The following is a 26779-nucleotide window of genomic DNA, read 5'->3' as shown; positions in this document are numbered from 1 at the left end:
GTGCTGTCAGTGCCGGGTGTCAGACTCGGATCCATGAACGAGAGGTGGGCGCTCGCGGCCGAGGCGGAGGGGGACGGAGCACTGCTCGTACCCCTCGGCCCGGACGGGCTGCCCGCCGGGGAGGTGCGGCGCGAGCCGGATCTGGTCGGGGCCGTGCGGGCCAGGCCCGAGGTGGCCCGCTGGGTGTGGCGGTCGACGGCCGAGGTGTACCCCCGGCTGCTCGCCGGCGGGGTGCGGGTCGAGCGGTGCTACGACATCGAGGACGCCGAGCAGCTGCTCCTGGGCCACGAGGGGCGGCTCGGCGAGCCGCGCTCGGCCGCGGCCGCCTGGGCGCGCCTGCGGAACTCCCCCGTGCCGCCCGACCCGCCGCAGCGCAGCGCCGAGCCCGGTTCCCAGGACTCGCTCTTCGAGCCGCGCCCCGTGGTCTCCGTCCCCTTCGACGGCGTCCTCGCGGTCTACGCGGAGCAGCTGCGCCGCCACGACCGGGCGGAGCATCCGGGCAGGATACGGCTGCTCACGGCCGCCGAGTCGGCGGGGATGCTGGTGGCCGCCGAGATGCACAGGTCCGGGCTGCCGTGGCGCGCGGACGTGCACCGGGACCTGCTGAACGAACTCCTCGGCGAGCGGTACGCGGGCGGGGGCGAGCCGCGCCGCCTCGCGGAGCTCGCGGACGAGGTGTCCGCCGCCTTCGGCCGCCGGGTCCGGCCCGATCTGCCGGCCGATGTGCTGAAGGCCTTCGCGCAGGCCGGGATCCGGGTGAAGTCCACCCGCCGCTGGGAGCTGGAGGAGCTCGACCATCCGGCGGTGGAGCCGCTCGTCGCCTACAAGAAGCTGTACCGGATCTGGACGGCGCACGGCTGGTCGTGGCTCCAGGACTGGGTGCGGGACGGCCGGTTCCGGCCGGAGTACCTGCCGGGCGGCACGGTCAGCGGGCGCTGGACGACCAACGGCGGCGGGGCCCTGCAGATCCCCAAGGTGATCAGACGGGCGGTGGTCGCGGACCCGGGCTGGCGTCTGGTGGTGGCCGACGCCGACCAGATGGAGCCGCGGGTGCTCGCCGCGATCTCCCGGGACCCCGGTCTCATGGAGGTCGCGGGGCACCCCGACGATCTCTACACCCGGCTCTCGGACCGGGCCTTCTCCGGCGACCGCGACCACGCCAAGATCGCGCTCCTGGGCGCGATCTACGGGCAGACGAGCGGCGACGGCCTCAAGAACCTGGCGGCGCTGAGACGTCGGTTCCCGCGCGCGGTGGCCTATGTCGACGAGGCGGCGAAGGCGGGCGAGGAGGGCCGGCTCGTACGGACCTGGCTGGGCAGGACCAGCCCTCGGGCGGTGGGCGCGGGCGAGGACGAGGAGGCCGGCCTGCCGCAGGAGGGCGGTGAACCGGAGGCGGTGGACGGCGAGTTCGTCCCCGGATACGCCTCGGGCAACGCGCGGGCGCGGGGCCGCTTCACCCGTAACTTCGTGGTGCAGGGCAGCGCCGCCGACTGGGCGCTGCTGATGCTGGCGGCTTTGCGGCGGGCCCTCGCGGGACTGCGGGCGGAGCTGGTGTTCTTCCAGCACGACGAGGTGATCGTGCACTGCCCGGCGGAGGAGGCGGAAGCGGTCACGGCGGCGATCCGGGCGGCGGGGGACGAGGCGGGACGGATCGCGTTCGGGGAGACGCCGGTGCGGTTCCCGTTCACGGTCGCCACGGTCGAGCGGTACGCGGACGCCAAATAGGCGAGCGGGCGCGCGGGCGGACTGGCCGGCCGCCTCGCTGGGAGACGAACGGGCAGGCAGGCAGCCGAGCGGGACGGACGGAAAAGGGGTGAGGGTCCCGCACCCCCGTGGCGGGCCCCTCACCCCGAGCGCTCCCCCGGTACTACTCCGACGTCAGGGGCAGCTTCCGCCACTTGGGGCTCAGCGCGATCGCCTTCAGCTGCTCCATCGTCAGCACGGGCTCGGCGCGCGTGGCGGCCTCGTGCTGGGCGCCGGTGTTGAAGGTGGACACGATGACCCGGAAGCCGTCCGGGGTGATGGTGTCGGCGGTCCACCAGACGACGCCCGAGCCGCCCTTCTCACCGGGCTGCTGGGTGAGCTTGACCAGACGGCCGTCGGGGAGGGTGGTGACGTCGCCGGTGAAGACGTCGCCGATGATGTCCGCCATGTTCCGCTGGACGTTGATCTGGACGAGGCTCTTGCCCTTGCCGTCGTCGACGACCAGGAAGGCGCTCCCGGCCTGTCCGCCGTTGTCGCTCACCGTGAGGCCCTTGGGCAGGAACGAGCGCAGGGTGGACTGCACGGCGGCGGAGCTCGGCTCGGCCGGCGGCTTCTGGCCGGGGTCCGTCTTGGGCGGCGCGGGGATCTGCTTCAGGAGGGGGCGCCAGCCGTCGGCGGTGACGAGGGCCTTCAGCTGCGCCGGCGTGAAGGGCGGGTTCTCACGGCTGATCTCGGCGCCCTTCTCGGCGGCGGCGTTGTACTCCGCCGCGTCGATCAGGAAGCCGTCCTTGGTGAGGAGGACCGCACGCCACTGCTTGGTCTCCTCGCGCTTGTCGGGGTACTCGTACCCCTGGAAGACCATCAGGCGGGAGCCGTTCGCCAGCCGCTCCGTCGTGCAGTCGTCGTAGGGGACGGCGGTCCTGGAGGGGCAGGTCACCTGGTCGGCGCCCCCCTCGCCGCTGCCGGAGGCGCGGTAGAGGCCGACGGAGACGCCGGCCTTGCCCTTGCCGTCGTCGTAGACGCCGAGGACGGACTGGCCCTTGGCGTCCGGGTCGGCGATCTCCCAGGTGCCGGGCGGGGTGTTGGCCTTGAGGACGGCCGCGAGCTTCTTGACCGGGATCTGGGCCTCGCCCCGCTTGTTCGCCTCGGCCTCGGCCTTGGCCTCGGCGGAGGTGGAGGCGGAGGCGTTGGTGCTCCGCTCGGGGGCCTTGGGGCCCGCCACGGACACCTGCTCGGGTGCCCCGCCGGGCGAGAGCAGCGAGCCGCCGTACGCGCCGCCGACGCCGACGGCGGCGAGCGCGAGGACACCACCGGTCACCGCGAGGCGACGGCGGAACACGCGGCGCCTGCCGCGCCGGAGCCCGCCCTCGACCAGCTCGCGCCGGTCGTCGGCGGCGAAGCCGTCGCCGGTCCTGCGCAGGACCGCGCCGAGCTCCTCCTCGAATCCCTCGTGCTGGGGACCTTCGTTCTGGGGCATGTCGAATTCACCGTCTCCGGTAGGTGGATGCGGAAGGTGGAAAGGGATGGGGGTGCGGAACGCGGGAGGCGTCAGCGGGTCGCGAACTCGGCGATGCTGCCGCCGAGGCGTTCCCGCAGCTTCGCGAGCGCCCGCACGGAGCGGGTGCGGACCGCCGCGGAGCTGACGTGCAGGGCGTCGGCGGTCTCCTGGATGCTGCGGTCCTCCCAGTACCGCAGCACCACGACCGCCCGGTCCTTGGGCGCGAGTCCGGCCAGCGCGTCGAGCAGCGCGATCCGGAGTGCCGGATCCTCGCCGTTGTCGGGGGCGTGGTCGGGCAGTTCGCCGAGCGGGCGCTCGGTGGCCGAGCGGCGCCGCTGGTGGCTGAGAAACGTGCGGACGAGCACGGTCTGGGCGTACGCGGCGGGGTTCCCGATCCGGGCCATCCGGCCCCACAGGGCGTACATCCGGCCGAGTGTCTCCTGCGTGAGGTCCTCGGCGAGATGGGTGTCCCCGCTGGTCAGCAGGCAGGCCGAGCGGAACAGGTGGCCCGTGCGTGCGGCGGCGAACTCCAGGAACTCGTCCGCGCGGGACTTTCGCATGCCCCTCCTTTGCCTCGCGGTCACGTGGTGTGGTCGCCGTACACCTCATTGACGCGACGGGGGCGCGGGAATGTTTCAGGGAATCTGCAGGTGTCTTCGCCCGGTGCGTCCAAAACCGTCGAAATCGGGTAATCCTGGAGTATGAACAGTCTCAGCGCAGCCCAGACCATGGCCGCGGGAGTCTGGCAGTCAGGCCTCGGACAGCTCCTCGGCGGACTCGTGATCGTCGCCGTGCTGATCGCCGCGGTCTGGCTGGGCTTCCGGGTCCGGGACCGCGAATCCGCGGCGCCCAAGCCGGACGAGCAGCCCCACCGGCCGGAGACCGGTGCTCTGCCGGGCGAGTCGTCCGGGTACCGCAGGCCGACCGAGATGCCACAGACCGACGGCGAGCACCGGCTCATGCCCTACCAGCTCAAGGACGGCTCGGAAGCGTCACCCGACCCGCCCACCGAGGAGAAGCGCAAGTGGGGCGGCATCTCCAGCGGCGGCTTCGGCAGCGGGGGCACGGGCCACGGCGACTGAACCGGGGCACGGCGAAGCCCACCGCGATCGTCGTCGGGGCGCCCGCGCCGGCGCCCCGACGACACCCTCTGCCCGACGGAGGTCACGCCCCGTGGATGAGAACGGCGTCCCCGCGACCCTCTTCGAGAAGCACCGTCCCCGCCTGCGGGCGGTCGCGGTCCGCCTCCTCGGCACGTCCGGGGAGGCGGACGAGACGCTGGAGGAGGTACGAGAGACCTGGCCGGCCCCGGAGAAGCCGGCCGGGCCGCACGTGACCGGCCCGCACGCGGGCGCCCCGCCCCCGGACGACCCGACCGCGGCCGTGGCCCGCGCCTGTCTGGCCCGGCTCCGCTCCCGCGAGACCCACCGCGAACACCCCTGGGACCCGTGGGACCCCTGGGCCTCGGGCGGACCACCCCGCCCCGGCGACACCGCAGGCCCCGGTGGTCCCGCAGGCCCCGGTGGTCCCGCCGCCCAGGACACCTCCGGGGAACGGCCCCTGTCGTCCGCCCTCGACGGACTGACGCCCCCGGAACGGCTCGCCTACGTCCTCCACGACGAGTTCTCCGTCCCGTACGAGGAGATCGCCCCGGTCGTGGACCGCACCCCGGCCGCCACCCGGCAGCTGGCGGGCCGGGCCCGCTACCGGCTCCGGGAGGCCGAGGAGATGCCGGAGCCGGACCTGCCACGCCAGCGGGAGATCGTCGCGGCGTTCCTCGCGGCCGCGCGCGACGGCGACACCGCCGCCCTGCGGGAGCTCCTCGACCCGGACGTGGTGCTACGGGCCGACGCCGCTGCCGTACGGGCCGGGGCGGCGTCCGCGCACGGCCCCGCCGCGGTCGCCGAAGCCGTCGCCGGACCGGCGCGCACCGCGCGGAAGGCCCTGGTGGACGGGGCGGCGGGCCTGGCATGGCCGCCGGACGGAGATCCTCGGCTCGTCCTCGGCTTCACGGTTCTGGAGGACCGGATCACCGCGATCGACGCCCTGTCGGACGCGGACCACCTGAGCCGCCTGAAGCTCCAGCTCTGACGGCTCCCGGACCCGCGAAGGACCGCCGCCGTCCCGGCTCACTCCCCGAGAACGCGCCCCGCACGGGATGCCACATGGGCGGGCGGCTCGACGCCGGGGGGAAGGACGGGGTCGGTGACCGGCGCGCCGAAGGTGGTCACCACCGGCAGCACCCCCGCCCACAGCCCGAGGGCCGCGTCCTCGGAGTCCCCGTCGTCCGGCGGCCCGCTCCGGGTCTTCACGGAGGCCTCCGTGAGGTCGAGCGCGAGGAGCGCGGTCGCGGCCAGTTCCTTGCGGCTGGGCTGCCGCACGTACTCCCACTGACCCGGGGAACTCTGCTCGGTGAGCGCCCGGAGCCCGCGCAGCTTCTCGTCCGGGTCGGTCACGAGACGGGGAACGCCGTAGATCATCGCGCAGCGGTAGTTGACGCCGTGCTCGAAGACGGAGCGGGCGAGGACGAGCCCGTCGACATGGGTGACGGTGACGCAGACGGTGGTGTCGGGCGCCCGGACGAGACTGCGGCTGGCGACGGAGCCGTGCAGATACAGCTGGTCGCCCTCGACGCCGTAGGCGGTGGGCAGCACCATCGTCGTGCCGTCGACACCGACCCCGAGATGGCAGAGGAACCCGGCCGCGAGCACCGCGTCCAGATCGGCCCGCCGATGGCTCCCCTTCTCCCGCATCCGCCGCAGCCGGGTCCGCTCGGTCACGGCCGGTTCGCCCTCACTGCCGGACCTGCCGGTGTCACTCACACTGCCCCCAGATTCCTCGACCGACGGTCGATCTCCTGGAGTTGTACGACGTCCCGCCCCGGCCCCGCCACCGCGGACCACCTGTCGGAACGGTACGAGGAGGCCGGGGTGGGACGGGCGGGACGGGGCGGCACCCGCCCGGCGGGGAATCGTTCAGCCGCCGTCGGCTCCGTCCCGGTCCAATCGCTCGGTCCAGGCGCAGCCGACCGGTACCGGCCGGCGGTCGCGCGGGGCACACCAGTGGACCCGCCCCCACGTGCCCGTCCGGCGCCCGAGAGGGACCGGCACGTTCCAGGGACGGGCCGAGAAACCCGCGCCGACCGCCTTCACACAGGCCTCCTGGACGGTGAAGATCCGGGCGAACTCCCGTCTGCGGCCGTCCTCGGGCAGGGCGGCCAGCACCGCGGCGTCCCCGGGCGAGCAGCAGAGCCGCAGCAGTCGGTCGCCGACGGGGGACGGGGTCTGTACGTCGACACCGACGTCACGGCCCCTGCCGACGGCAGCGGCGACCCAGCCTGCCGAGTGCGAGAGGCTCACGCCCAGGTCGGGGCGGTCGGGCAGATACGGCCGGCCGCCCGGGCGGGCGGCGACCGGCCCGCCGCGGAGGTCCTCGCCGACCTCCCGCAGCAGGACGCGCAGCAGGGTCCGCGCCGCGGTGTACTCCGCGGCGCGCCACGGCGGCAGCGCCGCGGCCGCCGCCCGGTCCGCCGTGGCGAGGGGCAGCGCCGCCAGGACCTCCTCGCTCCGGCCGACCAGGTAGTGCACGCCCTCGGCGGCCGTGCACAGCCCGGCTCCCGGCGGCGGCGCCGACGCGCTCACCCGTACCGGTCCGATGCCGCTCAGGCGCGGTCCGGCACGCGCCGCAGCGACCGGATGGGCCGGGCGACGAGGAGGGCGGTGGCGGTGAGGAAGGAGACCACCACACCCACCATCAGCACCTCGTCGGTGCCGAACGCGCCGACCGCCGGGCCGGCGAGCGCGCTGCCGATCGGGTACATGCCGACGGAGCCCGCGACCTCGTAGGCGTGGACGCGGTTGAGGACCTCGCCCGGAACCTGGGTCTGCACGCTGGTGGCCCACATGACGCCCCAGACGCCGATGCCGATGCCGACCGCGACCTGCGCCGCGGCGAGCATCCAGACCGGCCAGCCGAGCACGATGCCGAGCGGGTAGAGCGGGTAGGCCATCATCGCCACGGCCCCGGCGGCCAGCGGCCGTTGGGGCTTGTAGCGGATCGCGAGGAGACCGCCGGCGATGGTGCCGGCGCCCAGGGCGGCGTTGATCAGACCGAAGGCGCTCGCGCCGTGCTCGGGCACGATGACACCGGCGGCCACCGAGAGCTGCGGCCCCCAGGAGAGCACCGCGTAGAACATCCAGATCAGGATCACGCCCCAGAGCCAGCTGCGGGAGCGGAACTCCTGCCAGCCGACCGCCAGGTTGCGCCAGAGGCTCTCGCCGGCCGGCGGGGCCGGCACCACGCCGAGCCGGAGCACGAACAGACAGATGGCGCTGGTCCCGTAGGCCACGGCGGATATCACCATGACCCAGCCGGTGGACCCGAAGCCGACGAGGGTTCCGGCCAGCGCGGGTCCGCCGAGTCCGGTGATCGCCTCGGAGGTGCGCAGTACGCCGTTGGCCCCCTGCACGTCCCGTGAGACCAGCGGAACGGTCGAGGAGGCGCCGGGCTGGAACAGCGCGTTGGCGGTGCCGGCCACCACGAGCAGCGCGTACAGCTGCCACAGGTGGTCGATGCCGTGGATGAAGAGGAGGGCGAGCAGGACATGGGCGGTGAGGTTGGCCAGATCCGCGATGATCATCATCCGGCGGGCGGTGAACCGGTCGGCGAGCACTCCGCCGAACAGCACCAGCCCGGCGAACGGGGCGACCAGGAAGGCCATCGAGTAGCCCGCGGTGTCCAGGCCGTATCCGCCCTTGAGCAGACCGGCCGAGACCGCGACCGGCAGCATGGCCCAGCTGAGCAGGCCCGCGCTGCGGGCGGTGAAGTAGTACCGGAAGTTACGGGACCAGATCGCCGGCTCCCCCGACGACGGCGCCCCGCCGGAGGTCCCGTCGGGCGTTCCGTCCTTCGTCTGTGGGGACGCCACCTCCGCAGTGTGATCTGCCAGGCGTTCTTCCATGACTGTTCAACCCTTCAGTCGTTGATCGTGCGCTTCATCGGTCGAGTGACCGCGGGCCGTCGGGGCCGGGAGCCGCGGGGAGTTCGCTCACGGTGACCAGTTCAAGGCCGCGTTCGAGCAGGCCCTCGACGATCGACGGAAGGGCCTGGACGGTCTGGGCCCGATCACCGGCGCCCTCGTGCATCAGCACCACCGAGCCGGGACCGGCGCCGTCCAGGACGGTCGCCGCGATCTGCTCCGGTCCCGGCCGCGACCAGTCGCGGGCGTCCACGTCCCACATCGTCAGCGTGGTCGGGTGCCCTTCCAGCGCGGCCAGCACCTCCGGGTTCAGCGCGCCGTACGGCGGCCGGAACCAGGTCGGGGTCTCGCCGGTCACCCGGGTCATCACCTCGGCCGTGCGGTCGATCTGCTCGCGCAGCTGGTCCGGTGTCAGGTCGAACAGAAAGGGGTGCGACCAGGAGTGGTTGCCCAGTTCATGGCCGGCGGCGGCGATCCGGCGCACCTCGTCGGGCAGCGCCGCCACGTGCTGGCCGACGCAGAAGAAGGTCGCCCGGGCTCCGTAGCGTTCCAGGATCTCCAGCACCTGGCGGGTGTGCACCGGATCGGGGCCGTCGTCGAAGGTGAGCGCGACCCGGGGGGTGTCCCGGCTGCCGTGCTCGAAGCAGCGTCCGGCCGCCGTCAGCGCCGCGAGGATCGGCTCGCCGCGCCGCACCCCGTCGAAGTACTCCTCGGCGCGGCCGGTCAGCGTGCCGCCCTCGGCGGTCACCCGGGCCAGCGCGCCGGGCGCCGTACGGGCCTGCTCCGCGAGCTGCTCGGCCGGGACGGAGCCGAACCCCGTCCGCTGCGGCAGCAGCCAGGGATCGGCCCGGTACACCTCCAGGCCGGCGGCGGTCATCGGACCGTCGAGCAGACCGTTGGTGCTGTCCAGGACGACGGCCGGGGCCCGCCCGCCGTCCAGGCTCCGCAGCCAGGCGATGAGTTCGGCGACCTGGGCGCCGCCCCAGCCGCTCGGCTCCACCACCCGGCGCCCCGCGTCGTCCAGGACCTCCACCCGGTAGCCCTCGTCCGTCCAGGCGATTCCCGCGTACCGCTTGGTCATCAGTCCCCCAGCGCGATCGCCTCGGCGACGATCAGCCGCTCGACCCCGCGCAGGAACGTCTCCATCCCCTCACGGCCGAGGACCGCCGGATCGGCGGTCATGGCGAGGTCCAGGGCACCGGGGGCGGTCAGCACGTCCACGGCCACCGACACGTTCCTGCGGGGCAGGAACTCCGTCGGCCAGCTCAGCTCGGTCCGGCCGATCAGCTCGCTGAGCGGGGCCCGCGGCTCCTCGACGGTGTCGAACGGCCCGACGCCCGGGTCACGGGTGTCGTTCCACCAGTACGAGTGGTCGGCCGCCTCGCCCTTCTCGACGAGCAGCGCCACCTCCCGGTCCAGCGCCCACTTGTCGTACGCGGCGTGCCGGAACGCGGCGAACGCGACGGACCGGGTCCGCCGCACCGCGTCCCCGAAGTCCCGGTCCGCGTCCGTGAGACGGAACAGGGCCTCCTGCGCCACCGTGCTGACCGACGCGGCGGCGGCCGGCTGGAAGCGGTTGCCGACCACCACCTGGAACAGCACGTCGCTGCTCCCGGACATCCTCGCCAGCTGGTGGGAGGTCGCCCCCAGCAGCACCGCGGCATCGCTGACCTCCAGCTCCGCCGCCACCCGCCCGACGGCGACGGCCAGCGCGGGCGAGCGCAGCAGCGCGTTGGGGAACATCCGGTGCGGATCGTCCGCGAGTTCCGGCGCCGCGGGCTCCCGGAAGATCTGCCGGGGTCCTGCGGTCAGCTGCTCGGACCAGTAGCGGCGGGCCGCCTCGTCCCGGCGGCGGCCGAGCGGCGACGCCTGGAGCTCCGCGGCCTCCAGGGGCTGGAGGGAGGGGCGCGAGCCGCGCAGCGACTCGGCGGTCTCCCCCGACTGGATCGACTCCAGGTCGCGGAGCAGCCGGCCGAGACCCCAGTAGTCCATCCCGGTGTGCGCGCCGGCGAGGACCAGCCGGTGGACCAGACCGTCGGACTCCACCAGGCCCAGCCTCAGGGGCCACTCCCGCGTGTGGTCGAAGGAGCGACCGGCGAGCTCCTTGAGCAGGCCCGCGCTGACCTCGGCGGCCCGCGCCGCCGAGGTCGTCCTGATCTCCACGGGAAGCTCGCCGCTGCCGTCGACGACCTGCTCCAGACCGTCCTCGCCGGTCGGCAGGAACCTGGTGTGCAGGCTGTCGTGGAGCAGGAGCAGCTCCGTCAGGTCCGCGAGGACGCGGGACACGGGGCGGGGCGGGGTGACGGGGAGGTCGACCGGCAGGTTGTACCGGGGGGCGTCGTCGCCGAGCCGGGTCACGACCCCCCAGATCGCCCGCTGCCCCCAGGTCGCCGGGCCGGTCCCGGCCCTCGCGGAGTCCAGCCTGATGGTCCGCTGCTCAGCCGTGGTCATCGTCTTCGAACTTCCCTTCGGTTGCCTTGTCGGATGTCTGTCGGAGCCGGGCCGAACGCGTGGGGGCGAGCCCGGTGTCCGTCACGGCCGGCCGTGACGGATGCCGTGCTCGCCCCTCGGCCGGCCGTGGCGGGTGGGGGGCGCCCCAGGGCCGGTCGTGACGGGTGCGGGCTCGTTCCTGGGCCGGCCGTGACGGGTGCGGTGCTCGCCCCAGGGCCGCCGTACCGGTACGGGCTCGCCCCGGGCCCGCAGGCCGGTTACCCCTCGCCGTGGCCGAAGAGCGCCACGTGGCTGCGGCCGGAGCGCGGATCCGTGTCGCACAGGACGATCCGCCGGTACGTCCGCTGCCACTCCTGCCAGTGGTCGGCCAGATCCAGCCAGACGCTGGTGCAGTAGCTGCCCGGGGCCACCCGGTGCACCGCGCCGTGCTCCGGGACGTCCTCGCCGACCCAGGGACCGAGGACCAGCAGGGTGCCGTCCTCCCCCAGGACCCGGCCAGGGACGTCCTCGCCGAAGTCCCGGGCGAGGGACTCCTCGCCGAGGGCCGCCGCCGCCGAGGCGGCCGAGCGGGCCCGGACGAACCGCAGACCGGGCCCGGTGGCGGCGCCGAGGACCAGCGCCGCCGCCGAGTCGACCAGCGGTGTCTCCTGGACCAGCGGGAAGGCCGTCGGCAGGGTGGTCTGCTCCAGCACCGCGAGGACCACTTCCGCGGCCCGCCCCGCGCGGTGGTACGCCGAGGCGATCCGCAGCGCGGTGAAGGGTGCGGCCAGGCCCTGTTCGGCGATCGCGAAGTTGGTCGCCCCGCCGCCGAGGCGGTCGGTCAGATGCGGCGCGACGGCGGTGAACGGCACCACGTCCGGGAGGGCGTGGGTGACGATCAGCAGCTCCGGCCGGCTCCGGCCGACGCCCTCGTCGGCGACGAGCAGATCCGCGAGGTCCCGGTGGTGGACGTGCGCCCCACGGCCCAGCAGCTCCTCGTCCGGCTTCTCGCCGAAGGGAGTGAGCAGGTCGCGGTAGTAGTCGAGCGCGGCCGGGGTGGTGCCGGACGCCCGGCCCTGCGGCGAGCGCACCGAGGCGGCGGCCCGGACGGCGAGTCCGCTCATGAGGTGCCCTCCGCTTCGCGGATCGCGGCCTCGACGTAGTCGGCGAAGGACCGCATGGTCCGCAGATGGTCGATGTCGAGCTTCTCGGGGTCGATCGAGATCCCGGTCGCCTCCTCGACGGTCATCAGCATCCCCAGGACGGCGAGGGAGTCGAGCTGCAGCTCGTCGAAGAGCGCGGTCTCCTCCGTCAGCCCGGTGACCGGCCGCTCCAGGACCTCGCTGATCGCCTTCTCGATCGTGAGCAGCACTTCCTGACGACTCATCGGGACTCTCCTCCCGCCCGGTGGGTGATCACCATGGCGCCGAACGTGGCGCCCAGGCCGACGGAGACCAGCAGGTAGTGCGCCCCGTCCACCAGGCGGCCGGCGTCCCGCAGCGTGGTGTAGTTGACGAAGACGTCCGCGGCGAAGGTGTGGCTGAAGCGCGGGACGTTGTCCAGGAAGACCTTCTCCGGCGCCACCTCCAGCTCCTTGATGGTCTGCCGCCAGGCCAGCTTGTTGACGTTGTGCGGGATGACCAGGTCGACGTCGTCGAGCGTCAGCCCCGCTTCCGTCAGGGCCTGGTGGATGACCTCGGAGATCCGCTTGCCGTACTGCTCGCCGAACTCGGTGTTCTGCTCGGCGGTCAGCTCCAGCCACTGGGCGTACTCGCCCAGGGTCCGGGTGGCGAAGGAGCGGACCACGTCGCCGTCGCCGTCCAGGGTGATCAGGCAGGACGCGGCGGCGTCGGCCATGATCGAGGTGTTGGGGACGAGCTGGACCATCGGCGAGTACGCCTGCTCGCCGGTGACCATCAGGGCGTACGCGCCCTCGGTGCCCTCCGCGCGGAGCAGTTCGCCGAGCACCTCGATGGCGCCCAGGCTGCTGACGCAGGCCTGGTGGCTGAGGCCGAAGGCCTCGGTCTCGGTGAGGCCGAGGTCCTCGGTGACCACCTGGGCGATGTCCACGTCGGCCGGGGCCACCGCCTGGGTGACATGGGCGTAGGCCAGGTAGTCCACCCGGCCGCCCTCCGGCAGGGCGGCCAGGGCGCCGCGCGCGGCGGGGCGCAGCAGGTCGATCAGCGGCAGCTCGGGGTCGAAGCGGAGCGTGTCCAGACCGTAGAACTTCCGGAACACCCCGAGTTCGGCCCGTCGCAGGCCCAGCCGCTCGCCCAGCTCCTCGATCCGTACGCTGCGCTCGGGCAGGTACGACTCGATCCGCTCCAGGGTGATCCGGCGGTCCGTGGTCGGCTGACTCATCAGGTCGTCACGACCTCGGCGCGGATCAGCCACAGCCGGTTGGCGCCGCGGCGGTCCCTCGGCTGGACCTCGTACGGCCAGCGGCCCTCGCCGGCGCCGGGCTGGCCGGGCTCGCGCAGGTCGGTGGTCTTCCAGCCGTTCGCGGTCAGGAACTCCTCGGGCTCGTCGGTGCCGAAGATCCACGGCGTGCCGTCGGCGGCGAGGTTGTCCAGGAAGCGCTTCGAGAACGGGCTGCGCAGCAGGGCGCGTCCGAGGATGTCGAAGGCGAGGTGGCTGCCGGGGGCCGAGGCGGAGGCGAGCAGCCGCAGCAGGCCGGCGGCCTGCTCGTCGGTGAGGAAGAAGGTCAGCGCCTCGGCGACCCAGAGGGTCGGGCGGTCGCGGTCGAAGCCGGCGGCCTCCAGGGAGGGCAGCCACTCCTGGGTGAGGTCGGCGGAGACCTCGCGCCGGTCGGTGCGCGGCTCGGCGCCGAGGGCGTCGAGCCGGCGGCGCTTCTCGGCGATCAGCAGGGCGTGGTCGACCTCGTAGAGCTCGATGCCGTCCGGCCAGTCGAGGCGGAACGCGCGGGTGTCCATGCCGGCCGCGATCAGGACCACCTGCTGGATCCCGCTCTCGGCGAGGACGGTCTTGATGGCGTCGTCGAGGAACCGGGTCCGGATGGAGATGAACGGCAGCAGGCCGCCGCCGGCGTAGCGCTCGATCAGCTCGAAGCCCCTGGGCGCGGCCAGGTCCTTGGCGAGCGGGTCGACGAAGAGCGCGTCCTCCCGCTCGGACTCCTGTGCGCGGGCCGCGGCCATCCACTGTGCGGTGTACGAGACTGCATCCATGGTGAAGATCCCTCCTCGGGATCAGGCGAAGAACGCCTTCTCGATGGTCGCGAGGGTCTGGAAGTCCTCGATGTCGATGTTGTCGAAGTCGATCTCGACGCCCGCGGCGTCCTCGATCGTGTAGACGAGCTCGACGAAGGCGAGCGAGTCGACCAGCCGGCTCTCGATGAGGTCGACGTCGGCGGCGAGCTCGGTGCGCTCGGGGTGACGGCCGAGGATCCAGTCCCGGACCTTGTCGATACCTGCGGAACTCATGGCATTCCCTTCAGAGTCGCTGTTCCAGCGAGATGGGGTGATCGAGAGAGGTGGAGGCGGCCGCGACGGCGATCGCGAAGCCGGCGTCGTGGCTGATGCTGACGTCGATCGGGCCGAGACCGGCGGCCCGGGCCAGCTCGGCGGCCCTGCCGGAGAGTCGGACCCCGGGCCGGCCGCCGGGCCCGCGGAGGACCTCGATGCCCTGCCAGGGGACCGGTCGTCCGACGGCGCCGAGGAGTTTGAAGACGGCTTCCTTGGCGGCCAGCCGGCCGGCGATCCTGGCCCGGTCGGGTTCTCCGTCCGGGGTCCGGGAGACGGTCAGCTCCTCGGCGGAGAGGTACCGCCGGAGCAGCGGTCCGATACCGGGGTCCAGGAGCTCGCCGACCCGGGAGATCGGTACGAGGTCGACGCCGATCAGCGGCTGGGTCACGTCGGGTCGGCGGCGGCGCGTACGGCGGTCAGCGCGGCGTCGAGATCCCCGTCGAAGTGCTCGGTGAGGACGGCGAGCCAGCGCTCGAGTCCGAAGGCGACACAGGAGGTGTAGGCGTGTTCGCCGGACTCCAGCCGGATGCCGCACCGCTCGCCGAAGAAGTTGCGGTGGGTGTTGACCGAGGCGATCGCCAGGTCGTCGCCGTACTGGAACTCGTACTTGACCGGGCTGAGCTTCTGCATCAGGGCGCGGCCGTTGTCGTTGCGGAAGAACGGGTCGCCGGCCGGCACCTTGGCCAGGTCGACCCCGAGCGCGGCGGCGAAGGCCTGGATCCGCTCGGTGAACCCGGCGAGCACCTGCTGGGTGTGCTCGAAGCTGCCGAGGGCGACGATCTCGCGCATCTGGAAGCTGGCGAGGCGGCGCAGCCCGCCGTAGTGGTCCTCGTTGCGGAAGCAGCGGTTGACCAGGGTCACCAGGGTGTCGTCGGCGACCTGGTCGCCCTCGTGGAAGAGGTACGCGCCGTAGCAGGTGGCGTGCGGCAGTCCGTAGCGCGCCTCGGTCACCGCTCCGGGCCCGAACTTGCCTTCCACCGGCTTGAACTGGTTGTCCGTCAGGTCGAGCGAGCCGGCCACCCAGGCGAGCTGGGGGAAGTTGGTGTAGACGTCGAACTTCTCCAGGTCGGTCACCGGGAAGAGCGGCGGGGCGCTGATCTCCTCGGCGCCGGCCGTCACGCCCCAGCCGGCGAAGACCCGGTCGAGCTCCTTGACGAGCCGGGTGGATCCCGGTCCGAGGATGGCGAGCGCGGGTGCGCCGTCGCTCCCGGTCAGGCGGTTCATCGGATGAGTCCCGTCTTCTCGAGGTACTTGGCGGTCTTGCGGAAGGTGCGCAGTTCGGCCTCGGCGCGGGCCGGCGACTCCATCAGGGACCGGCGCAGCTCGTGCGGCCGCTCCAGTCCGGCGTCGCGGTAGACCTGCGGGTGGTAGAGCGAGTCGAAGCTGTGCTTCAGATAGCGGCGCAGATAGGTGGAGACCTCGTCCAGTTCCTGTTCCGTGGCGGTCTGCTTCAGGTCCTGGTAGAGCAGGTCGACGAGTTCGCGGCCGAAGGCGATGTGCCGGGACTCGTCCTGGTGGTGGATCCGGTTGATGCCGCGGATGGTCTCGTGGAGCCGCTCGTCCGCGGCCATCTTCGAGTTGAAGTGGTCGACGAGCTCTTCGAAGATCAGGATGCGGGCGAACACCAGCAGGCTCTGGATCTTGTCCGAGGGGACGGCCGCCTCCGCGCCGCCGGCCGGCTGCCGGTAGATCTTCCCGCCGTACCGGAGGCAGAATTCGGCAAAGAACCACATGTGCTCGTTCTCCTCACCGATGAAATGGTGGAAGAACTCCGAAGGAGTTTCGAAACCGGCGGTGTGAATCCGTCCCACGACCTCGATGAGCAGTTCCCGGATTCCATGCACATTGAGGCTGTAGAAATTGATGCTCTCGTGCTTGGAAAGCGTGTGGAGCTGCTGAGGAGTGAGCGACTCGGCCCATTCCGTCCCGTATGTGGTGGTGAGCTCGGGGCTCATCCACCACATGTCCTCGGGGAGTCGGTCCGGCCACTCGAACAGCCGGTACGGGTTGTAGTAGTCGTCGATCGACTTCGTGGCGAGTCGGTCCAGAATTCCCCGGAACCGATCGTTTCGGTCGATCACGTCGCTGACCATCGCGCGATGTCTCCGTTCGCTTCGGGTGGCCCTTTGCTGACTCCAGTAAGGATTCCCGAGCGGGTTTTCTCAATGACCGGAACCGGCAGCCGAATGCGGTCAGTGGTCAGGTCGGGCCAAATCGGGACCGGTGCGCCGGACCGTCTCGATGACCGGAACCGGCTGCCGAATTCGGTCATCGGGACGGACGGCGCCGCAGCGGGCCGTGCCGTGGCGGACGGTCTCTCAGCGGGCCACGTCGTGCCGGGCGCCGAGTTCCGCGCGCAGGGCGGCGTTCTCCTGCTCCAGACGCGCGAGGCGGTCGCGGATCGGGGTCAGGGCCTCGGAGAGTTCGCGCTCGCTGAAGCGGGGGGTGATGTGGTTGGGGCAGTTCCAGGCGAAGGCCTCGACCCGGATGGTGACGAGCTGCTCGACCGTGCCGTCGGTGCGCGGCGAGTCCAGGCGGGCGGCCAGCGCGGGGTCCTCGTCGACCGGTACGGCGGTGGCGTGGCCGAACAGCTTGAGGCGGGTCTGACGGGCCTGGTCGAGGAAGAAGAGCGCGACCCGGTCGTTGGCGCGCACATTGCCGGTGGTGATGTACTGCCGGTTCCCCCGGACGTCCAGATAGCCGAGGGTGTGCGCGTCCAGGACATGGACGAACCCCGGTGGTCCGCCACGGAACTGGATGTACGGCCAGCCCGTCTCGCCCACGCTGGCGAACAGGAACCCGTCGAGGCCGCGGATGAACGCGGCGGCGTTGGCGTCGAGCGGCACCGCCTCCTCCGCCGGATCCCCCAGCCGGCGGTCGGCCGCCGACGCGCTGCCCATCTGCTCCTGGACCCGGCGCACCGCCGAGGTGTACGCGAGGTGGTCGTACCGGCTCATGCGGCGCTCCTCAGGGCAGGGTCGACCAGTCCGGTACGGGCGGCCAGCACACCGGCCTGGAAGCGGCTGGTGGCGGACAGGTCCTGCATGATCGTGGCCACATGACGGCGGAGGGTCCGCTCGGACATGCCCACCCGGCGCGCGATCACCTCGTCCTTGGCCCCCGAGGCCAGCAGTTCGAGCAGGGTCGCCTTGAGGTCCTCCATCGTTCCGGCGTAACCGGCCGCGCCGGAGTCGAAGTCGAAGGCGGACTCCCAGACCCGGGCGTGCAGTCCGGCCAGGAAGGCCGCGACCGCTCCGTCGTAGACGACGGCGATCGCGTCGCCCTCGCCGGCCGGGATGAAGGCCGTCTTCCGGTCGAAGACGAGGAAGCGGTCACGCACCTCGTTGGTGGTGCGCACCTGGCCTCCCGCGGGCAGGAGTTCTCCCAGGTGGGCGCGCGTGACGGAGTCACCCCGTGCGGTGTGGGGGTAGAGGATCCGTGCCTGCGCGCCGCGTCGTAACGCCTCGAGGACCAGGGGCCGGGCCAGCCGCAGCTCGTGGGTCTCCCGGCCCACACAGGGCTGCATCACCAGGACCTCCGCGGTGCAGCCCTGCGCCGCCTCCAGAAGCCGGAGCTCGATCTCCTCCTGGTCGTCGGTGATCACCACGGTTTCGGCCCGGGTCCTGGCCTGCTTCTCGAACGCCGCCACGAAGGAGTTCAACTGCCCCTTGAATCCGGCGAGTCGCCGACGGCTGTCGAGTATCTCCCGTTCCAGTGGGACCAGCAGCTCCATCTGGGCGGCCTCCGGACTGACCGCGACCAGCCGGTCCGCGACACCCTCCGCCGGTTTGACCAGGCGTAGTTCACGCAGCACGCAGACCGCCTGTTCGGCGCGCTGGCGGGGCACGCCCAGCTCGTCGGCGATCCCGGATGGGCAGAAGTCCGCACGTCCTATGGCGCGTTCGTAGAACGCCACCGCGAACTCGTCGAGCTCCGCCGGGCATGATGTTTCCTGACGCGGGGTCTGCGCCTCGAGTTCCATCGTCACCTCGTTCTGATCGCACGGATGCTGCGGGCATGGGGCATGACCGAAGGAGAGGCGGCCCGGAACGCGCCCCGCACGGGCGCCGGCGCATGCCACCGTGAGCTGTGGCAACGTGTCACCTCATGAATCGGCACGGGGGAACGGCCTTGCGGTGCGGCCCCACCGTACGGACCCCGCCTGGTCGGGCTCCTACAGCCGGACCAGAGGACCGGAAGCCCGGGAAGGTCCGCCCCCGGCCGCCCGCACGGCTGCTGACCTACGCTTCTGGCGGGCGCCGTCGGCAGGCCCAGAGGAACCGGCAGAACTTGTGCAACTGCCGGAGGAGTTGTCCTGCCGCCGCGGCGACGAGGGGCGGGGCGAGCACGCGGCACGGCGGATGCTCGGCACAGCGGGCCGCAGGCTCCACGGACTGTCGGCCCCACGGTGCAGCGGCTCGGCCGTTCACCGGCCCATACCGGCCCATCCCGCCCCAGCCCGGCTCAGCCCGGCTCAGCCGTTCACCGGATCAACAGCTCACCCGGATCACCGGCTCAGCAGCTCAGTCCCACCTTGGAGGCGGCGTCGACGTCGGCGACGGCCCCCGCCCCGCTGCCGCGCCGGGTGAGTGCACGGGCCTGGGAGCGGTGGTCGCAGGCCGGCCGCATGGTGCCGTCCTCCTGCCGCGCGGCGGCGATCCGGCGCAGCGCCAGGGCCTGCCCCTCCTGCCAGCCGGCCTGCCGCGCGAGCTCCAGCGCGCTGCGGAACAGGTCCAGGGCCTGCGCGTTGTTCGCCAGCACCCAGTGGCATTCGGCGCGCCGCAACTGGGCGGCGGCCTGGGCCCGCAGCTCGCCGTCGGCGACGGCGGCGAACAGACTGGCGGTCGCGACCTTGAGGCAGTCCCCCGTGTACATCCCCACCATGAAGTAGCTGTGCAGGCTCTCCGCCAGCCGCCAGGCGACGGCGGTGAAGCCCGCGCCGGAGGCCTGGAGGACGGCGCCGGCCAGGTTCTCCCGCTCGCTGTCCAGCCACTCCGAGGCCTGGTCGTGGTCCGAGAAGACCAGCGCGGCCGAGGGCGCCGTCCCGCCGGACGGCTGCGAGGCCGACTCCGCCGGGTGGAGCAGCCGGGCGGCGGCGTCGGTGTGGTAGAGGTACCAGTCGAAGAGCCGCTGCCGCCCTGCGTGCGCCTCCTCCCTGCTGACCAGCTCGCGGGCGTAGGTACGCAGCAGGTCGTGCAGCCCGAACCGGCCGGCCGCCCGTTCCCGCACCAGATGGGCGTCCGTCAGGGTGATCAGCAGTGCGGCCGACTCGGCCGAGGTCGAGTCGGCGAGGGCCGCGGCGCCGTCCACGGTGAGGTCCGGGCCGGGCGTCAGGCTGAGGAGCCGGAACATCCGCTGGGCCGCGGCCGGGAGCGCGCGGTAGGAGAGCTCGAAGGCGGCCCGCACCGTGGAGCGCCGGTCGCCTTCGATGTGCAGTCGGCTGAGCATGTCGTCGCCCGCTAATTCGGCGCAGTAGTCGGCGATGGCGACGTTGCGCGCCAGCAGGTTGGCACCGGCGATCCGGATGGCGAGCGGCAGGCCGCCGCAGACCTGTACGAGTCTCCGGGCCGCCTCCTCCTCGGCCGTGACCCGGCTCTCGCCGATGGTGCCGGCGAGGAGTTGATGGGCCTCGTCCGGGTCGAGCACGTCCAGGACGAGCTGACGGGCGCCGTCGCTGGCGACCAGTCCCGCGAGCCGGCTGCGGCTGGTGATCACCACCGCGCAGCCCTGGGCACCCGGGATGAGCGGCCTGACCTGCTCGGCGTCGCGCGCGTTGTCGAGGACGATCAGCATCTGCTTGTCGGCGAGCAGCGTGCGGTACAGCGCCGCGGCCTCGTCCTCGTCCGCGGGCAGCTGGTCGGGCGGCGCGCCCAGGGCCCGGAGGAACTGGGCCAGGACGTCGCCGGTCCGCAGGGTCGGGAGCGGGGAGTGGCCGCGCAGGTCGACGAAGAGCTGCCCGTCCTCGAAGTGTTCGCGCCGGGCGTGCGCCCAGTGCTTGGCGAGGGCGGTCTTGCCGACCCCGGGCGCGCCGACGACCGCCACCACGTGTGAGCGCAGGGCGGGGTGGGGCGAGACGAGGGCGTCCAGTTCCCGCATCTGGCGCCGGCGACCGACGTAGGAGCCGGCCCGGGCGGGCAGCTGGGCCGGGAGCGGTCCGGTGAGGGCCGGGCGTTCGGCGGGGACGGGGCGGTCGGGGCGCTGTGCGAGGGGCAGTTGCTGGCGCAGTACGCGCAGATGGGCGGCGCGGACCTCGGTGCTGGGCGCGATGCCGAGTTCCTCGTCGAGCCGGTCGCGCAGGCGGTTGAACACATTGAGCGCGGCGGCCTGTTCCCCGCAGCTGGCGAGGGTGAGGATCAGCCGGGCGTGCATGCCCTCGTGCAGCGGCTCGGTGTTCACCATGTCCCAGAGCAGCGGGACGGTCTCCTCGGGGCGGCGCAGCAGCAGCGCCGTGTCGGCGTGCAGCAGCATCGCCTTGACCCGGCGTTCGTTGGCCACCACCGCGGCCGGATGCTGGCGCAGTACGGGGTCCGCGTCGGCGAGCACCGGCCCCCGCCACCATTGGAGGGCGTGGGTCAGCGTCTCGTACGCGGCCTCCGGGTCCCCGGCGCGGTGCAGCCGCTCCGCCTGGGCCAGCAGCTCGTCGAAGTGGCCGAGGTCGATCTGGCTCCGGGTCGCCTCCAGGCGGTAGCCGGTGGGTGTCCGGGCGACGGTCGGCGGCGGGGCGGTCCGCGGTTCGTCGGGTTCCAGCAGCCGGCGGACCTGGCTGACGTAGGTGTGGATCAGGCTCTGGTGCGAACTGGGCGGTCCGGAGGGCCAGAGGGTGTCGGTGATCTCCTGCTGGGTGGAGGGTTCGGGGTGCTTGAGGGCCAGCAGCCCGAGCAGGCGGCGCAGCATGGGGCTGGTGACGGGGACGGGGGTCTGGCCGCGCCGGAGGGAGAGCGGGCCGAGGATCAGCAGGCGCGGCCGGGCGGCGCCGCGGGGTGATCCGGTGCGGGTGGCGGCCAGCAGGTCCGCCAGCTCACCGCCGGTCAGTCCGAGGGTCTCGGCCAGGCGTTGGAGGGTGCGCGACTGGGGCCGGTGGACCCGGCCGCGCTCGATGTCGCGCAGTGCCCTGGTGCTGATCCCGGCCCGTGAGGCGGCCGCTTCCTGGCTGAGCCCGGCCCGTCTGCGGAACGACTGGAGCCGCGAGCCGAACGAGCCCGGCTCTCCTGGGCCTCCCCGGGGAAGCCCCGAGGCCGACGTCCTCTCCGACATGGCATCCCCCTCATCCGATGACCGCGACCTGTCGATCGTGACCGGCTGCGGCATTGCGGGCCGTGCGCGGCCGACTCTGCAGAGGCTTCGTCAATGATCAGTTTGGACTAGACCAATGCCCCAAGCAAGGGGCCGTACACCTCGCGCGCGCCCGCGGGTGCGCGGGCGGGCGTGCGCGGCGGGCGCGCGCGAGACGAGGGCGCCCGAACCGGGCGGGACGGGCGGGAGTGCCCGAGAGAGGATCGGCCGAGCGGCCCGGTCAGGAGGCCGAGCGCGCGTCACGCGTCCGCGGACGACCGGGGATAGACCACGTCGAGCAGCCCGTCGACGAACGCGTCGAGATCATCGAGCCGCGCTCCGTTCGGCACCCCCGGGGGGTGCGCCAGCAGGTCGACGACGGCCGCGTGCATCGCCATGGTGACCACACCCGCGCGCTGCGGCGTGACGTCGAGCCCGGCGGACCGCTGGAGCCGCTCCATCGTCGCGAAGTCCGTGGCGGAGATCTCCGCGAGCACCTTGCCGAGCCACGGCTTGCGGGACGCCTCTCCGTGGAGTTCGAGGTAGGCGAGCACACGTCTGCGGCCCGGCCCCGTGGCCTCTTCGAGGACGCCGCGCAGCAGCGCCGCGAACTCCCGACGACTGGTGGGGCCGGTGGCGCCCGTCGGCAGGGTGCCCGCCTGCCGGAAGAGTTCGAGGCAGCGATCCGCGACGGCGGCGAGCAGGGCGTCGCGGGTGGGGAAGTAGTTCTTCGCCGTCCCGGTCGGCACTCCCGCCGCGCCGTCCACCGCTCGATGGGTCAGGCCACGGCCGCCCTCCGCGCCCAGCACCTCGAGGGCCGCGTCCCTCAGCAGGTTGCGCCGGTTCGCGTTCTCCGCCACGCCACCCACCCCTTCCCCGCTCCGTCGATCGCCATGACGCCCGGCCGGATCGGCCGCGATGGACCCACTCGCACACCACAGGCGTGGTGAACCTAGCAGCCCCGCCGCACCTCCCCATTGAACCACCTCACCCGTGGTGCCACAGCTGTGGTAGTTATGACCACGGAGACCGGGCCGCGCATACGCGAACGGCCGGCTGTCCGACGTACGACACGAGAAAGGCAAGCCGATGCCCGAGGTCGAACTGTCGTCCGGAACCATCGCCTACGAGGACACCGGCGGCGACGGTCCCGTCCTGGTGTTCCTGCACGGAGTGCTGATGGACCACACGGTGTGGCGCAAGGTCGTCCCCGAGCTGCGCGGCACCCACCGGTGCGTGCTGCCCACGCTGCCGCTGGGCAGCCACCGCAAGCCGATGCACCCGGACGCGGACCTCTCGCTCCGCGGACAGGCGCTCCTGGTCGGGGAGTTCCTCGACCGGCTCGGCCTGCGTGAGGTGACGCTGGTGCTCAACGACTGGGGCGGAGCGCAGCTGCTGCTGCCGGAAGGCCGCACGGCGCGCATCGCCCGGCTCGCCCTCGTCGCCTGCGAGGCGTTCGACAACTACCCTCCGGGCAAGCCCGGCCGGTCCCTGGCCAGGGCCGCGTCGGTCCCGGGCGGCCTGGCCCTGCTGATGAACCTTCTGCGACTGCGCCCGGTACGGCGGGCGCCGAACGGCTGGGGCGCCATGACCGAGCACCCGGTCCCCGACGCGATCATGGACGACTGGTTCCGGCCCGCCCGCACGAACCCGGGGGTCCGCCGCGACCTGGCCAAGTACCTCACCTCCACCCCGCCCCGAGCGCGCCTGCTCGAATGGTCCGAGCGGATGCGCTCCTTCGACAGACCGGTCCTGGTCGCCTGGGCGACGCGGGACAGACTGATGCCCCGCGCACACGGCCCGCGCCTGGCCGAACTGTTCCCGCAGGGACGCCTCGCCGAGATCGAGGGCAGCCGCACCCTGGTCCCCGAGGACCGCCCGGACGAACTGGTCCGACTGCTCCGGGACTTCACACGGCCCACGGACGACCGACGCCCCGCCCAAGCCTCCGACATGACATCCGGGCATGAAAAAACCCCAGGTCACGGCGAGTGAGTCCTGGGGTGATTCCGAGCCGCCTTCGGGATTCGAACCCGAGACCTACGCATTACGAGTGCGTTGCTCTGGCCAGCTGAGCTAAGGCGGCACGCTGTGTGAACCCATGGTGGGTGCAGCAGCGACGCCAAGTCTACACAGTTTCGCGGGGTGCTCCGACCACCCCCCGAGAGGGCCTATGAGCAGCGCTTTCCGTCCGCCGGAGGGGTGCCCTCCAGGAGGTAGGTGTTGATCGCCGAGTCGATGCAGTCGCTGCCCCGGCCGTACGCGGTGTGTCCGTCGCCCTCGTAGGTCAGCAGGGTGCCGGAGGAGAGCTGGCCGGCCAGGGACTGGGCCCACTTGTACGGGGTGGCCGGGTCGCGGGTGGTGCCGACGACCAGGATCGGGGCGGCGCCCTCGGCGGTGATGCGGTGCGGGCCGCCGGTGGCCGGGGTCGGCCAGGAGGTGCAGTTGAGGGCGGCCCAGGCGAGGCCCCGGCCGAAGATCGGGGAGGCCTTCTCGAAGGACGGGACGGCCTTCACCACATCGGCGGGGCCCTTGTAGGCGGGCGGCAGGTCCAGGCAGTTCACGGCCGCGTTGGCGAACATGAGGTTGGCGTACGTACCGTCCGCCTCGCGTTCGTAGTAGCTGTCGGCGAGCGCGAGGAGGCCCGAGCCCTCGCCGCCGATCGCCTGGGTGAGGGCCTCGCGCAGCTGGGGCCAGGCGCCCTCGTCGTACATGGCCGCGATCACGCCGGTGGTGGCGAGGGACTCGCCGAGCGCACGGCTCTCGCCGGTGGGCACGGGCTCGGCGTCGACGTCGCGGAAGAACTTCTTCAGCGCCTCGCCGGCCGCCGCCACCGACCCGGTGCCCAGCGGGCAGTCCGGCTTGCTCACGCAGTCGGCGGCGAAGGCCCGGAACGAGGTCTCGAAGCCGGCGGTCTGGTCGCGGTTGAGGTCGATCGCGGGCAGCGAGGGGTCCATCGCCCCGTCGAGGACGAGGCGGCCGACCCGGCCCGGGAAGAGTTCGGCGTACGTGGCCCCGAGGAACGTGCCGTACGAGGCCCCCACGTAGCTGAGCTTCTCGTCGCCGAGCACCGCCCGCAGGATGTCCATGTCACGCGCCGTCTCGACCGTGGACACATGGGGCAGGATCGCGCCCGACTTCTTCGCGCAGCCCGCCGAGAACGTCGTGAAGGCCGCGTCGATCGCGTTGATCTCCGCGGTGTCGTCGGGGGTCTGGTCGACCTGCGTGAACGTGTCCATCTGCGGGCCCGTCAGACACTCCACGGGCTCGCTGCGGGCGACGCCCCGCGGGTCGACGGCCACCATGTCGTAGCGGGCGCGGACGGGGGCGGGGTAGCCGATGCCCGCGTACCCCTGGAGGTAGCCGACGGCGGAGCCGCCGGGGCCGCCCGGGTTGACGAGCAGGGAACCGAGACGCTTGCCGGGGCCGGTGGCCCGCACCCGGGAGACGGCCAGCTCGATCTCGCCGCCGTTCGGCTTCGCGTAGTCCAGCGGGGCGCGCAGGGTGGCGCACTGGAAGCTCGGGACGCCGCAGTCGCGCCACGTCAGCTTCTGGGCGTAGAAGGTCTTCAGGTCCCCGGGCGAGGAGGAGGGGGCCGCGGCCGGCGGAGCCGACGTGGTGCGGGACGCCGCCGCGTCGCTGCCGCCCGAGCAGCCGGAGAGGATCAGCCCAGCGGCCGCGAGGGCCGTGGCGGACGTACGGAGCAAACGCCTGGAGTCCATTCCCGGAGCGTATCCGGACGGGTACGGACCGTGTCCAATCGTCCCGTGGGGGCCGGCCCTACTCGCGCAGCGCCATCGTCATCGCCTCCACCGCGAGCAGCGGTGCCACGTTCCGGTCGAGGGCCTCGCGGCAGGCCAGGACCGCCTCGATGCGGCGGAGGGTCCGCTCCGGGGTGGTGCCGCCGGCGATCCGCTCCAGCGCGTCCCGTACGTCCGTGTTGGCGAGGGCCGAACGCGAGCGCAGCTGGAGGGTCAGCACGTCGCGGTAGAAGCCGGTCAGATCGGTGAGCGCGAGGTCCAGGCTGTCGCGCTGGGTACGGGTCCTGCGGCGCTTCTGCCGCTCCTCCAGCTCCTTCATCGCCCCGGCCGTGCCGCGCGGCATCCGCCCGCCCTGCGCCGCGCCGAGGGCCGCCTTCAGCTCGTCGGTCTCCTTGACGTCGACCTCCTCGGCGACCTGCTTCGCGTCCTCGGCCGCCGCGTCCACCAGCTCCTGGGCGGCCTTGAGGCAGCCGCCGATGTCCTCGACCCGCAGCGGCAGTTTGAGGACGACGGACCGGCGCGCGCGGGCCCGCTCGTCGGTGGCCAGCCGCCGGGCCCGGTCGATGTGGCCCTGGGTGGCGCGGGCGGCGGCGTGCGCCGCCTCCGGGTCGATGCCGTCGCGCCGTACGAGCACGTCGGCGACGGCCTCGACGGACGGGGTGCGCAGGGTCAGATGCCGGCAGCGGGAGCGGATGGTGGGCAGCACGTCCTCCAGGGAGGGCGCGCAGAGCAGCCAGACCGTGCGCGGGGCGGGCTCCTCGACGGCCTTCAGGAGGACGTTGCCCGCGCCCTCGGTGAGCCGGTCGGCGTCCTCGAGGACGATGACCTGCCAGCGGCCTCCCGCCGGTGAGAGCTGGGCGCGCCGGACGAGGGCGCGGGTGTCCTTCACGCCGATGGACAGCAGGTCCGTACGGACGATCTCGACGTCCGCGTGGGTGCCGACGAGGGTCGTGTGGCAGCCGTCGCAGAAGCCGCACCCGGGGGCCCCGCCGAGCGCGCGGTCGGGGCTCACGCACTGGAGCGCGGCGGCGAAGGCCCGCGCCGCGGTCGCCCGCCCGGAGCCCGGCGGGCCGGTGAAGAGCCAGGCGTGCGTCATCTTCGAGGCCTCGGGATCGGGGCCTCCGGCGGCGTGGGCGGTCACGAGCGCGTCGGCGTCGCGCGCGGCGGCGGCGAGCTGCTCCTCGACCTTCGCCTGTCCGACCAGGTCGTCCCATACGGCCATGTCTGCCCCTCCTCAGGTACGCCCTCCATTGTGGGGCAGTCCTCTGACAACCCCCGCCGGGCGGAGGGAGGCCCGGGCCGGATCGGACGCCGCCCGCGTCTCGGTGGGCGTCGGCATCAGGCCTCGACGCGGGGGCGGGTCAGCCACAGGCCGACCGCGGAGCCCAGCACGGCCACGCCGCTGCAGACGCTCGCCGCGATGTGGGCGGCGCCGGAGAGGTGGGCGACGGTGTTGACGTAGGCGTTGCCGAGGACCGCCGCCGTGAGCAGCAGCCAGAGCAGGAATCGCATGGGGGTCTCCGTGGATCGGGGCAGGCGAAAGGGGTTGGGTACGGATTCGATCCTCGTCGCCCCGGCGTCCCGGCACAGCGGTGCCCGCCCCCGGACCGATGGTGGAGCCTGCACCACCGCACCCCTCGGGCCCTCCCGCATA

At 73.0% G+C, this 26779-nt stretch carries 26 protein-coding genes and 1 tRNA gene; 4 read left to right on the top strand and 23 right to left on the bottom strand.

Going from position 1 to position 26779, the window contains the following annotated elements; all coding sequences use genetic code 11:
- The first annotated feature begins 33 nt into the window (after nt 1-33).
- Entirely contained in the window at nt 34-1725 is a 1692-nt protein-coding gene (locus ACH4MY_RS08065) for a bifunctional 3'-5' exonuclease/DNA polymerase (protein ID WP_397999099.1), read from the top strand.
- A 142-nt stretch (nt 1726-1867) separates the two neighbouring features.
- On the opposite strand, the gene ACH4MY_RS08060 is transcribed toward ACH4MY_RS08065, so the two are convergent.
- Complete coding sequence (locus tag ACH4MY_RS08060) at nt 1868-3181, bottom strand: hypothetical protein (RefSeq protein ID WP_397999096.1); 1314 nt, start codon at nt 3179-3181, stop codon at nt 1868-1870.
- Between the two features lie 71 nt (nt 3182-3252).
- Entirely contained in the window at nt 3253-3762 is a 510-nt protein-coding gene (locus ACH4MY_RS08055) for a SigE family RNA polymerase sigma factor (RefSeq protein WP_397999093.1), read from the bottom strand.
- Nucleotides 3763-3903: 141 nt separating this feature from the next.
- Here ACH4MY_RS08055 and ACH4MY_RS08050 point away from each other — a divergent pair, with 141 nt between their 5' ends.
- Both ACH4MY_RS08050 and ACH4MY_RS08045 read left to right on the top strand, forming a co-directional pair.
- Nucleotides 3904-4284: a DUF6479 family protein gene (locus ACH4MY_RS08050; RefSeq protein ID WP_397999090.1), complete on the top strand. Its 381-nt coding sequence runs from the start codon at nt 3904-3906 to the stop codon at nt 4282-4284.
- A 91-nt stretch (nt 4285-4375) separates the two neighbouring features.
- On the top strand, nt 4376-5293 hold the full coding sequence (locus ACH4MY_RS08045; protein ID WP_397999087.1) for a sigma factor-like helix-turn-helix DNA-binding protein: 918 nt from the start codon (nt 4376-4378) through the stop codon (nt 5291-5293).
- A gap of 38 nt (nt 5294-5331) precedes the next feature.
- On the opposite strand, the gene ACH4MY_RS08040 is transcribed toward ACH4MY_RS08045, so the two are convergent.
- The 17 genes from ACH4MY_RS08040 to ACH4MY_RS07960 all read right to left on the bottom strand — a co-directional run bounded on the left by ACH4MY_RS08040 (nt 5332) and on the right by ACH4MY_RS07960 (nt 22224).
- Nucleotides 5332-5955 carry a pyridoxamine 5'-phosphate oxidase family protein gene (locus ACH4MY_RS08040; protein ID WP_397999425.1) on the bottom strand — a complete coding sequence of 208 codons (624 nt, stop codon included), beginning with the start codon at nt 5953-5955 and terminating at the stop codon, nt 5332-5334.
- A gap of 222 nt (nt 5956-6177) precedes the next feature.
- Nucleotides 6178-6843 carry a 4'-phosphopantetheinyl transferase family protein gene (locus tag ACH4MY_RS08035; RefSeq protein WP_397999084.1) on the bottom strand — a complete coding sequence of 222 codons (666 nt, stop codon included), beginning with the start codon at nt 6841-6843 and terminating at the stop codon, nt 6178-6180.
- Between the two features lie 20 nt (nt 6844-6863).
- Nucleotides 6864-8162 (bottom strand): MFS transporter, encoded by a 1299-nt coding sequence (locus ACH4MY_RS08030; protein ID WP_397999081.1) that lies wholly within the window; start codon nt 8160-8162, stop codon nt 6864-6866.
- 34 nt (nt 8163-8196) lie between these two features.
- Entirely contained in the window at nt 8197-9261 is a 1065-nt protein-coding gene (locus ACH4MY_RS08025) for a polysaccharide deacetylase family protein (RefSeq protein WP_397999079.1), read from the bottom strand.
- Nucleotides 9261-10631 (bottom strand): condensation domain-containing protein, encoded by a 1371-nt coding sequence (locus ACH4MY_RS08020; protein WP_397999076.1) that lies wholly within the window; start codon nt 10629-10631, stop codon nt 9261-9263. The genes ACH4MY_RS08025 and ACH4MY_RS08020 overlap by 1 nt, the downstream gene beginning before the upstream one ends.
- 257 nt (nt 10632-10888) lie before the next feature.
- A complete protein-coding gene (locus ACH4MY_RS08015; RefSeq protein ID WP_397999074.1) occupies nt 10889-11734 on the bottom strand; it encodes a hypothetical protein in 846 nt (281 codons plus the stop codon).
- Nucleotides 11731-11997, bottom strand: coding sequence for an acyl carrier protein (locus ACH4MY_RS08010; protein WP_397999071.1), 267 nt, complete (start codon nt 11995-11997; stop codon nt 11731-11733). The genes ACH4MY_RS08015 and ACH4MY_RS08010 overlap by 4 nt, the downstream gene beginning before the upstream one ends.
- Nucleotides 11994-12971: a 3-oxoacyl-[acyl-carrier-protein] synthase III C-terminal domain-containing protein gene (locus ACH4MY_RS08005; RefSeq protein ID WP_397999069.1), complete on the bottom strand. Its 978-nt coding sequence runs from the start codon at nt 12969-12971 to the stop codon at nt 11994-11996. The genes ACH4MY_RS08010 and ACH4MY_RS08005 overlap by 4 nt, the downstream gene beginning before the upstream one ends.
- On the bottom strand, nt 12971-13795 hold the full coding sequence (locus ACH4MY_RS08000) for a class I SAM-dependent methyltransferase (RefSeq protein WP_397999066.1): 825 nt from the start codon (nt 13793-13795) through the stop codon (nt 12971-12973). The genes ACH4MY_RS08005 and ACH4MY_RS08000 overlap by 1 nt, the downstream gene beginning before the upstream one ends.
- Nucleotides 13796-13816: 21 nt before the next feature.
- A complete protein-coding gene (locus ACH4MY_RS07995; protein WP_024755837.1) occupies nt 13817-14050 on the bottom strand; it encodes a phosphopantetheine-binding protein in 234 nt (77 codons plus the stop codon).
- A gap of 10 nt (nt 14051-14060) precedes the next feature.
- Nucleotides 14061-14480: a holo-ACP synthase gene (locus ACH4MY_RS07990; protein ID WP_397999062.1), complete on the bottom strand. Its 420-nt coding sequence runs from the start codon at nt 14478-14480 to the stop codon at nt 14061-14063.
- Nucleotides 14477-15316, bottom strand: coding sequence for a hypothetical protein (locus ACH4MY_RS07985; protein WP_397999060.1), 840 nt, complete (start codon nt 15314-15316; stop codon nt 14477-14479). The genes ACH4MY_RS07990 and ACH4MY_RS07985 overlap by 4 nt, the downstream gene beginning before the upstream one ends.
- Nucleotides 15313-16185, bottom strand: a complete 873-nt coding sequence (locus ACH4MY_RS07980; protein ID WP_397999057.1) for a diiron oxygenase — start codon at nt 16183-16185, stop codon at nt 15313-15315. Before ACH4MY_RS07980 ends, ACH4MY_RS07985 begins: the two co-directional genes overlap by 4 nt.
- A gap of 225 nt (nt 16186-16410) precedes the next feature.
- On the bottom strand, nt 16411-17049 hold the full coding sequence (locus tag ACH4MY_RS07975) for a pyridoxamine 5'-phosphate oxidase family protein (RefSeq protein ID WP_397999054.1): 639 nt from the start codon (nt 17047-17049) through the stop codon (nt 16411-16413).
- A complete protein-coding gene (locus ACH4MY_RS07970) occupies nt 17046-18074 on the bottom strand; it encodes a LuxR C-terminal-related transcriptional regulator (protein WP_397999051.1) in 1029 nt (342 codons plus the stop codon). Before ACH4MY_RS07970 ends, ACH4MY_RS07975 begins: the two co-directional genes overlap by 4 nt.
- Nucleotides 18075-18607: 533 nt before the next feature.
- Nucleotides 18608-21346: a BTAD domain-containing putative transcriptional regulator gene (locus tag ACH4MY_RS07965; RefSeq protein WP_397999048.1), complete on the bottom strand. Its 2739-nt coding sequence runs from the start codon at nt 21344-21346 to the stop codon at nt 18608-18610.
- Nucleotides 21347-21624: 278 nt separating this feature from the next.
- The gene (locus ACH4MY_RS07960) at nt 21625-22224 is read right to left on the bottom strand and encodes a TetR/AcrR family transcriptional regulator (RefSeq protein ID WP_397999045.1); all 600 of its coding nucleotides are present in this window, start codon (nt 22222-22224) and stop codon (nt 21625-21627) included.
- Nucleotides 22225-22453: 229 nt separating this feature from the next.
- Between ACH4MY_RS07960 and ACH4MY_RS07955 the strand changes: the two genes are divergently transcribed.
- Complete coding sequence (locus ACH4MY_RS07955; protein WP_397999043.1) at nt 22454-23359, top strand: alpha/beta fold hydrolase; 906 nt, start codon at nt 22454-22456, stop codon at nt 23357-23359.
- 17 nt (nt 23360-23376) lie between these two features.
- Here ACH4MY_RS07955 and ACH4MY_RS07950 read toward each other — a convergent pair.
- From ACH4MY_RS07950 to ACH4MY_RS07935, 4 genes are all read right to left on the bottom strand, one after another.
- Nucleotides 23377-23450 (bottom strand) — tRNA-Thr (locus ACH4MY_RS07950).
- An 85-nt stretch (nt 23451-23535) separates the two neighbouring features.
- The gene (locus ACH4MY_RS07945; RefSeq protein ID WP_397999040.1) at nt 23536-25086 is read right to left on the bottom strand and encodes an alpha/beta hydrolase; all 1551 of its coding nucleotides are present in this window, start codon (nt 25084-25086) and stop codon (nt 23536-23538) included.
- Between the two features lie 58 nt (nt 25087-25144).
- A complete protein-coding gene (locus tag ACH4MY_RS07940; protein ID WP_397999037.1) occupies nt 25145-26347 on the bottom strand; it encodes a DNA polymerase III subunit delta' in 1203 nt (400 codons plus the stop codon).
- Nucleotides 26348-26463: 116 nt separating this feature from the next.
- On the bottom strand, nt 26464-26637 hold the full coding sequence (locus ACH4MY_RS07935) for a hypothetical protein (protein WP_397999034.1): 174 nt from the start codon (nt 26635-26637) through the stop codon (nt 26464-26466).
- Between the last annotated feature and the right edge of the window lie 142 nt (nt 26638-26779).

Source organism: Streptomyces sp. NPDC017246, assembly GCF_044331325.1.
Lineage (GTDB): Bacteria > Actinomycetota > Actinomycetes > Streptomycetales > Streptomycetaceae > Streptomyces.
The sequence above is the reverse complement of the archived record's forward strand: the minus strand, read 5'-3'. Positions and strand labels throughout refer to the sequence as shown.

What these genes read in the sequence shown, in the direction of transcription:
- ACH4MY_RS08065 (WP_397999099.1), top strand. Translation starts at nt 34, where the DNA reads ATGAACGAGAGGTGGGCGCTCGCGGCCGAGGCGGAGGGGGACGGAGCA.
- ACH4MY_RS08060 (WP_397999096.1), bottom strand. Translation starts at nt 3,181, where the DNA reads ATGCCCCAGAACGAAGGTCCCCAGCACGAGGGATTCGAGGAGGAGCTC.
- ACH4MY_RS08055 (WP_397999093.1), bottom strand. Translation starts at nt 3,762, where the DNA reads ATGCGAAAGTCCCGCGCGGACGAGTTCCTGGAGTTCGCCGCCGCACGC.
- ACH4MY_RS08050 (WP_397999090.1), top strand. Translation starts at nt 3,904, where the DNA reads ATGAACAGTCTCAGCGCAGCCCAGACCATGGCCGCGGGAGTCTGGCAG.
- ACH4MY_RS08040 (WP_397999425.1), bottom strand. Translation starts at nt 5,955, where the DNA reads ATGCGGGAGAAGGGGAGCCATCGGCGGGCCGATCTGGACGCGGTGCTC.
- ACH4MY_RS08030 (WP_397999081.1), bottom strand. Translation starts at nt 8,162, where the DNA reads ATGGAAGAACGCCTGGCAGATCACACTGCGGAGGTGGCGTCCCCACAG.
- ACH4MY_RS08025 (WP_397999079.1), bottom strand. Translation starts at nt 9,261, where the DNA reads ATGACCAAGCGGTACGCGGGAATCGCCTGGACGGACGAGGGCTACCGG.
- ACH4MY_RS08020 (WP_397999076.1), bottom strand. Translation starts at nt 10,631, where the DNA reads ATGACCACGGCTGAGCAGCGGACCATCAGGCTGGACTCCGCGAGGGCC.
- ACH4MY_RS08015 (WP_397999074.1), bottom strand. Translation starts at nt 11,734, where the DNA reads ATGAGCGGACTCGCCGTCCGGGCCGCCGCCTCGGTGCGCTCGCCGCAG.
- ACH4MY_RS08010 (WP_397999071.1), bottom strand. Translation starts at nt 11,997, where the DNA reads ATGAGTCGTCAGGAAGTGCTGCTCACGATCGAGAAGGCGATCAGCGAG.
- ACH4MY_RS08005 (WP_397999069.1), bottom strand. Translation starts at nt 12,971, where the DNA reads ATGAGTCAGCCGACCACGGACCGCCGGATCACCCTGGAGCGGATCGAG.
- ACH4MY_RS08000 (WP_397999066.1), bottom strand. Translation starts at nt 13,795, where the DNA reads ATGGATGCAGTCTCGTACACCGCACAGTGGATGGCCGCGGCCCGCGCA.
- ACH4MY_RS07995 (WP_024755837.1), bottom strand. Translation starts at nt 14,050, where the DNA reads ATGAGTTCCGCAGGTATCGACAAGGTCCGGGACTGGATCCTCGGCCGT.
- ACH4MY_RS07985 (WP_397999060.1), bottom strand. Translation starts at nt 15,316, where the DNA reads ATGAACCGCCTGACCGGGAGCGACGGCGCACCCGCGCTCGCCATCCTC.
- ACH4MY_RS07980 (WP_397999057.1), bottom strand. Translation starts at nt 16,185, where the DNA reads ATGGTCAGCGACGTGATCGACCGAAACGATCGGTTCCGGGGAATTCTG.
- ACH4MY_RS07975 (WP_397999054.1), bottom strand. Translation starts at nt 17,049, where the DNA reads ATGAGCCGGTACGACCACCTCGCGTACACCTCGGCGGTGCGCCGGGTC.
- ACH4MY_RS07970 (WP_397999051.1), bottom strand. Translation starts at nt 18,074, where the DNA reads ATGGAACTCGAGGCGCAGACCCCGCGTCAGGAAACATCATGCCCGGCG.
- ACH4MY_RS07965 (WP_397999048.1), bottom strand. Translation starts at nt 21,346, where the DNA reads ATGTCGGAGAGGACGTCGGCCTCGGGGCTTCCCCGGGGAGGCCCAGGA.
- ACH4MY_RS07955 (WP_397999043.1), top strand. Translation starts at nt 22,454, where the DNA reads ATGCCCGAGGTCGAACTGTCGTCCGGAACCATCGCCTACGAGGACACC.
- ACH4MY_RS07945 (WP_397999040.1), bottom strand. Translation starts at nt 25,086, where the DNA reads ATGGACTCCAGGCGTTTGCTCCGTACGTCCGCCACGGCCCTCGCGGCC.
- ACH4MY_RS07940 (WP_397999037.1), bottom strand. Translation starts at nt 26,347, where the DNA reads ATGGCCGTATGGGACGACCTGGTCGGACAGGCGAAGGTCGAGGAGCAG.
- ACH4MY_RS07935 (WP_397999034.1), bottom strand. Translation starts at nt 26,637, where the DNA reads ATGCGATTCCTGCTCTGGCTGCTGCTCACGGCGGCGGTCCTCGGCAAC.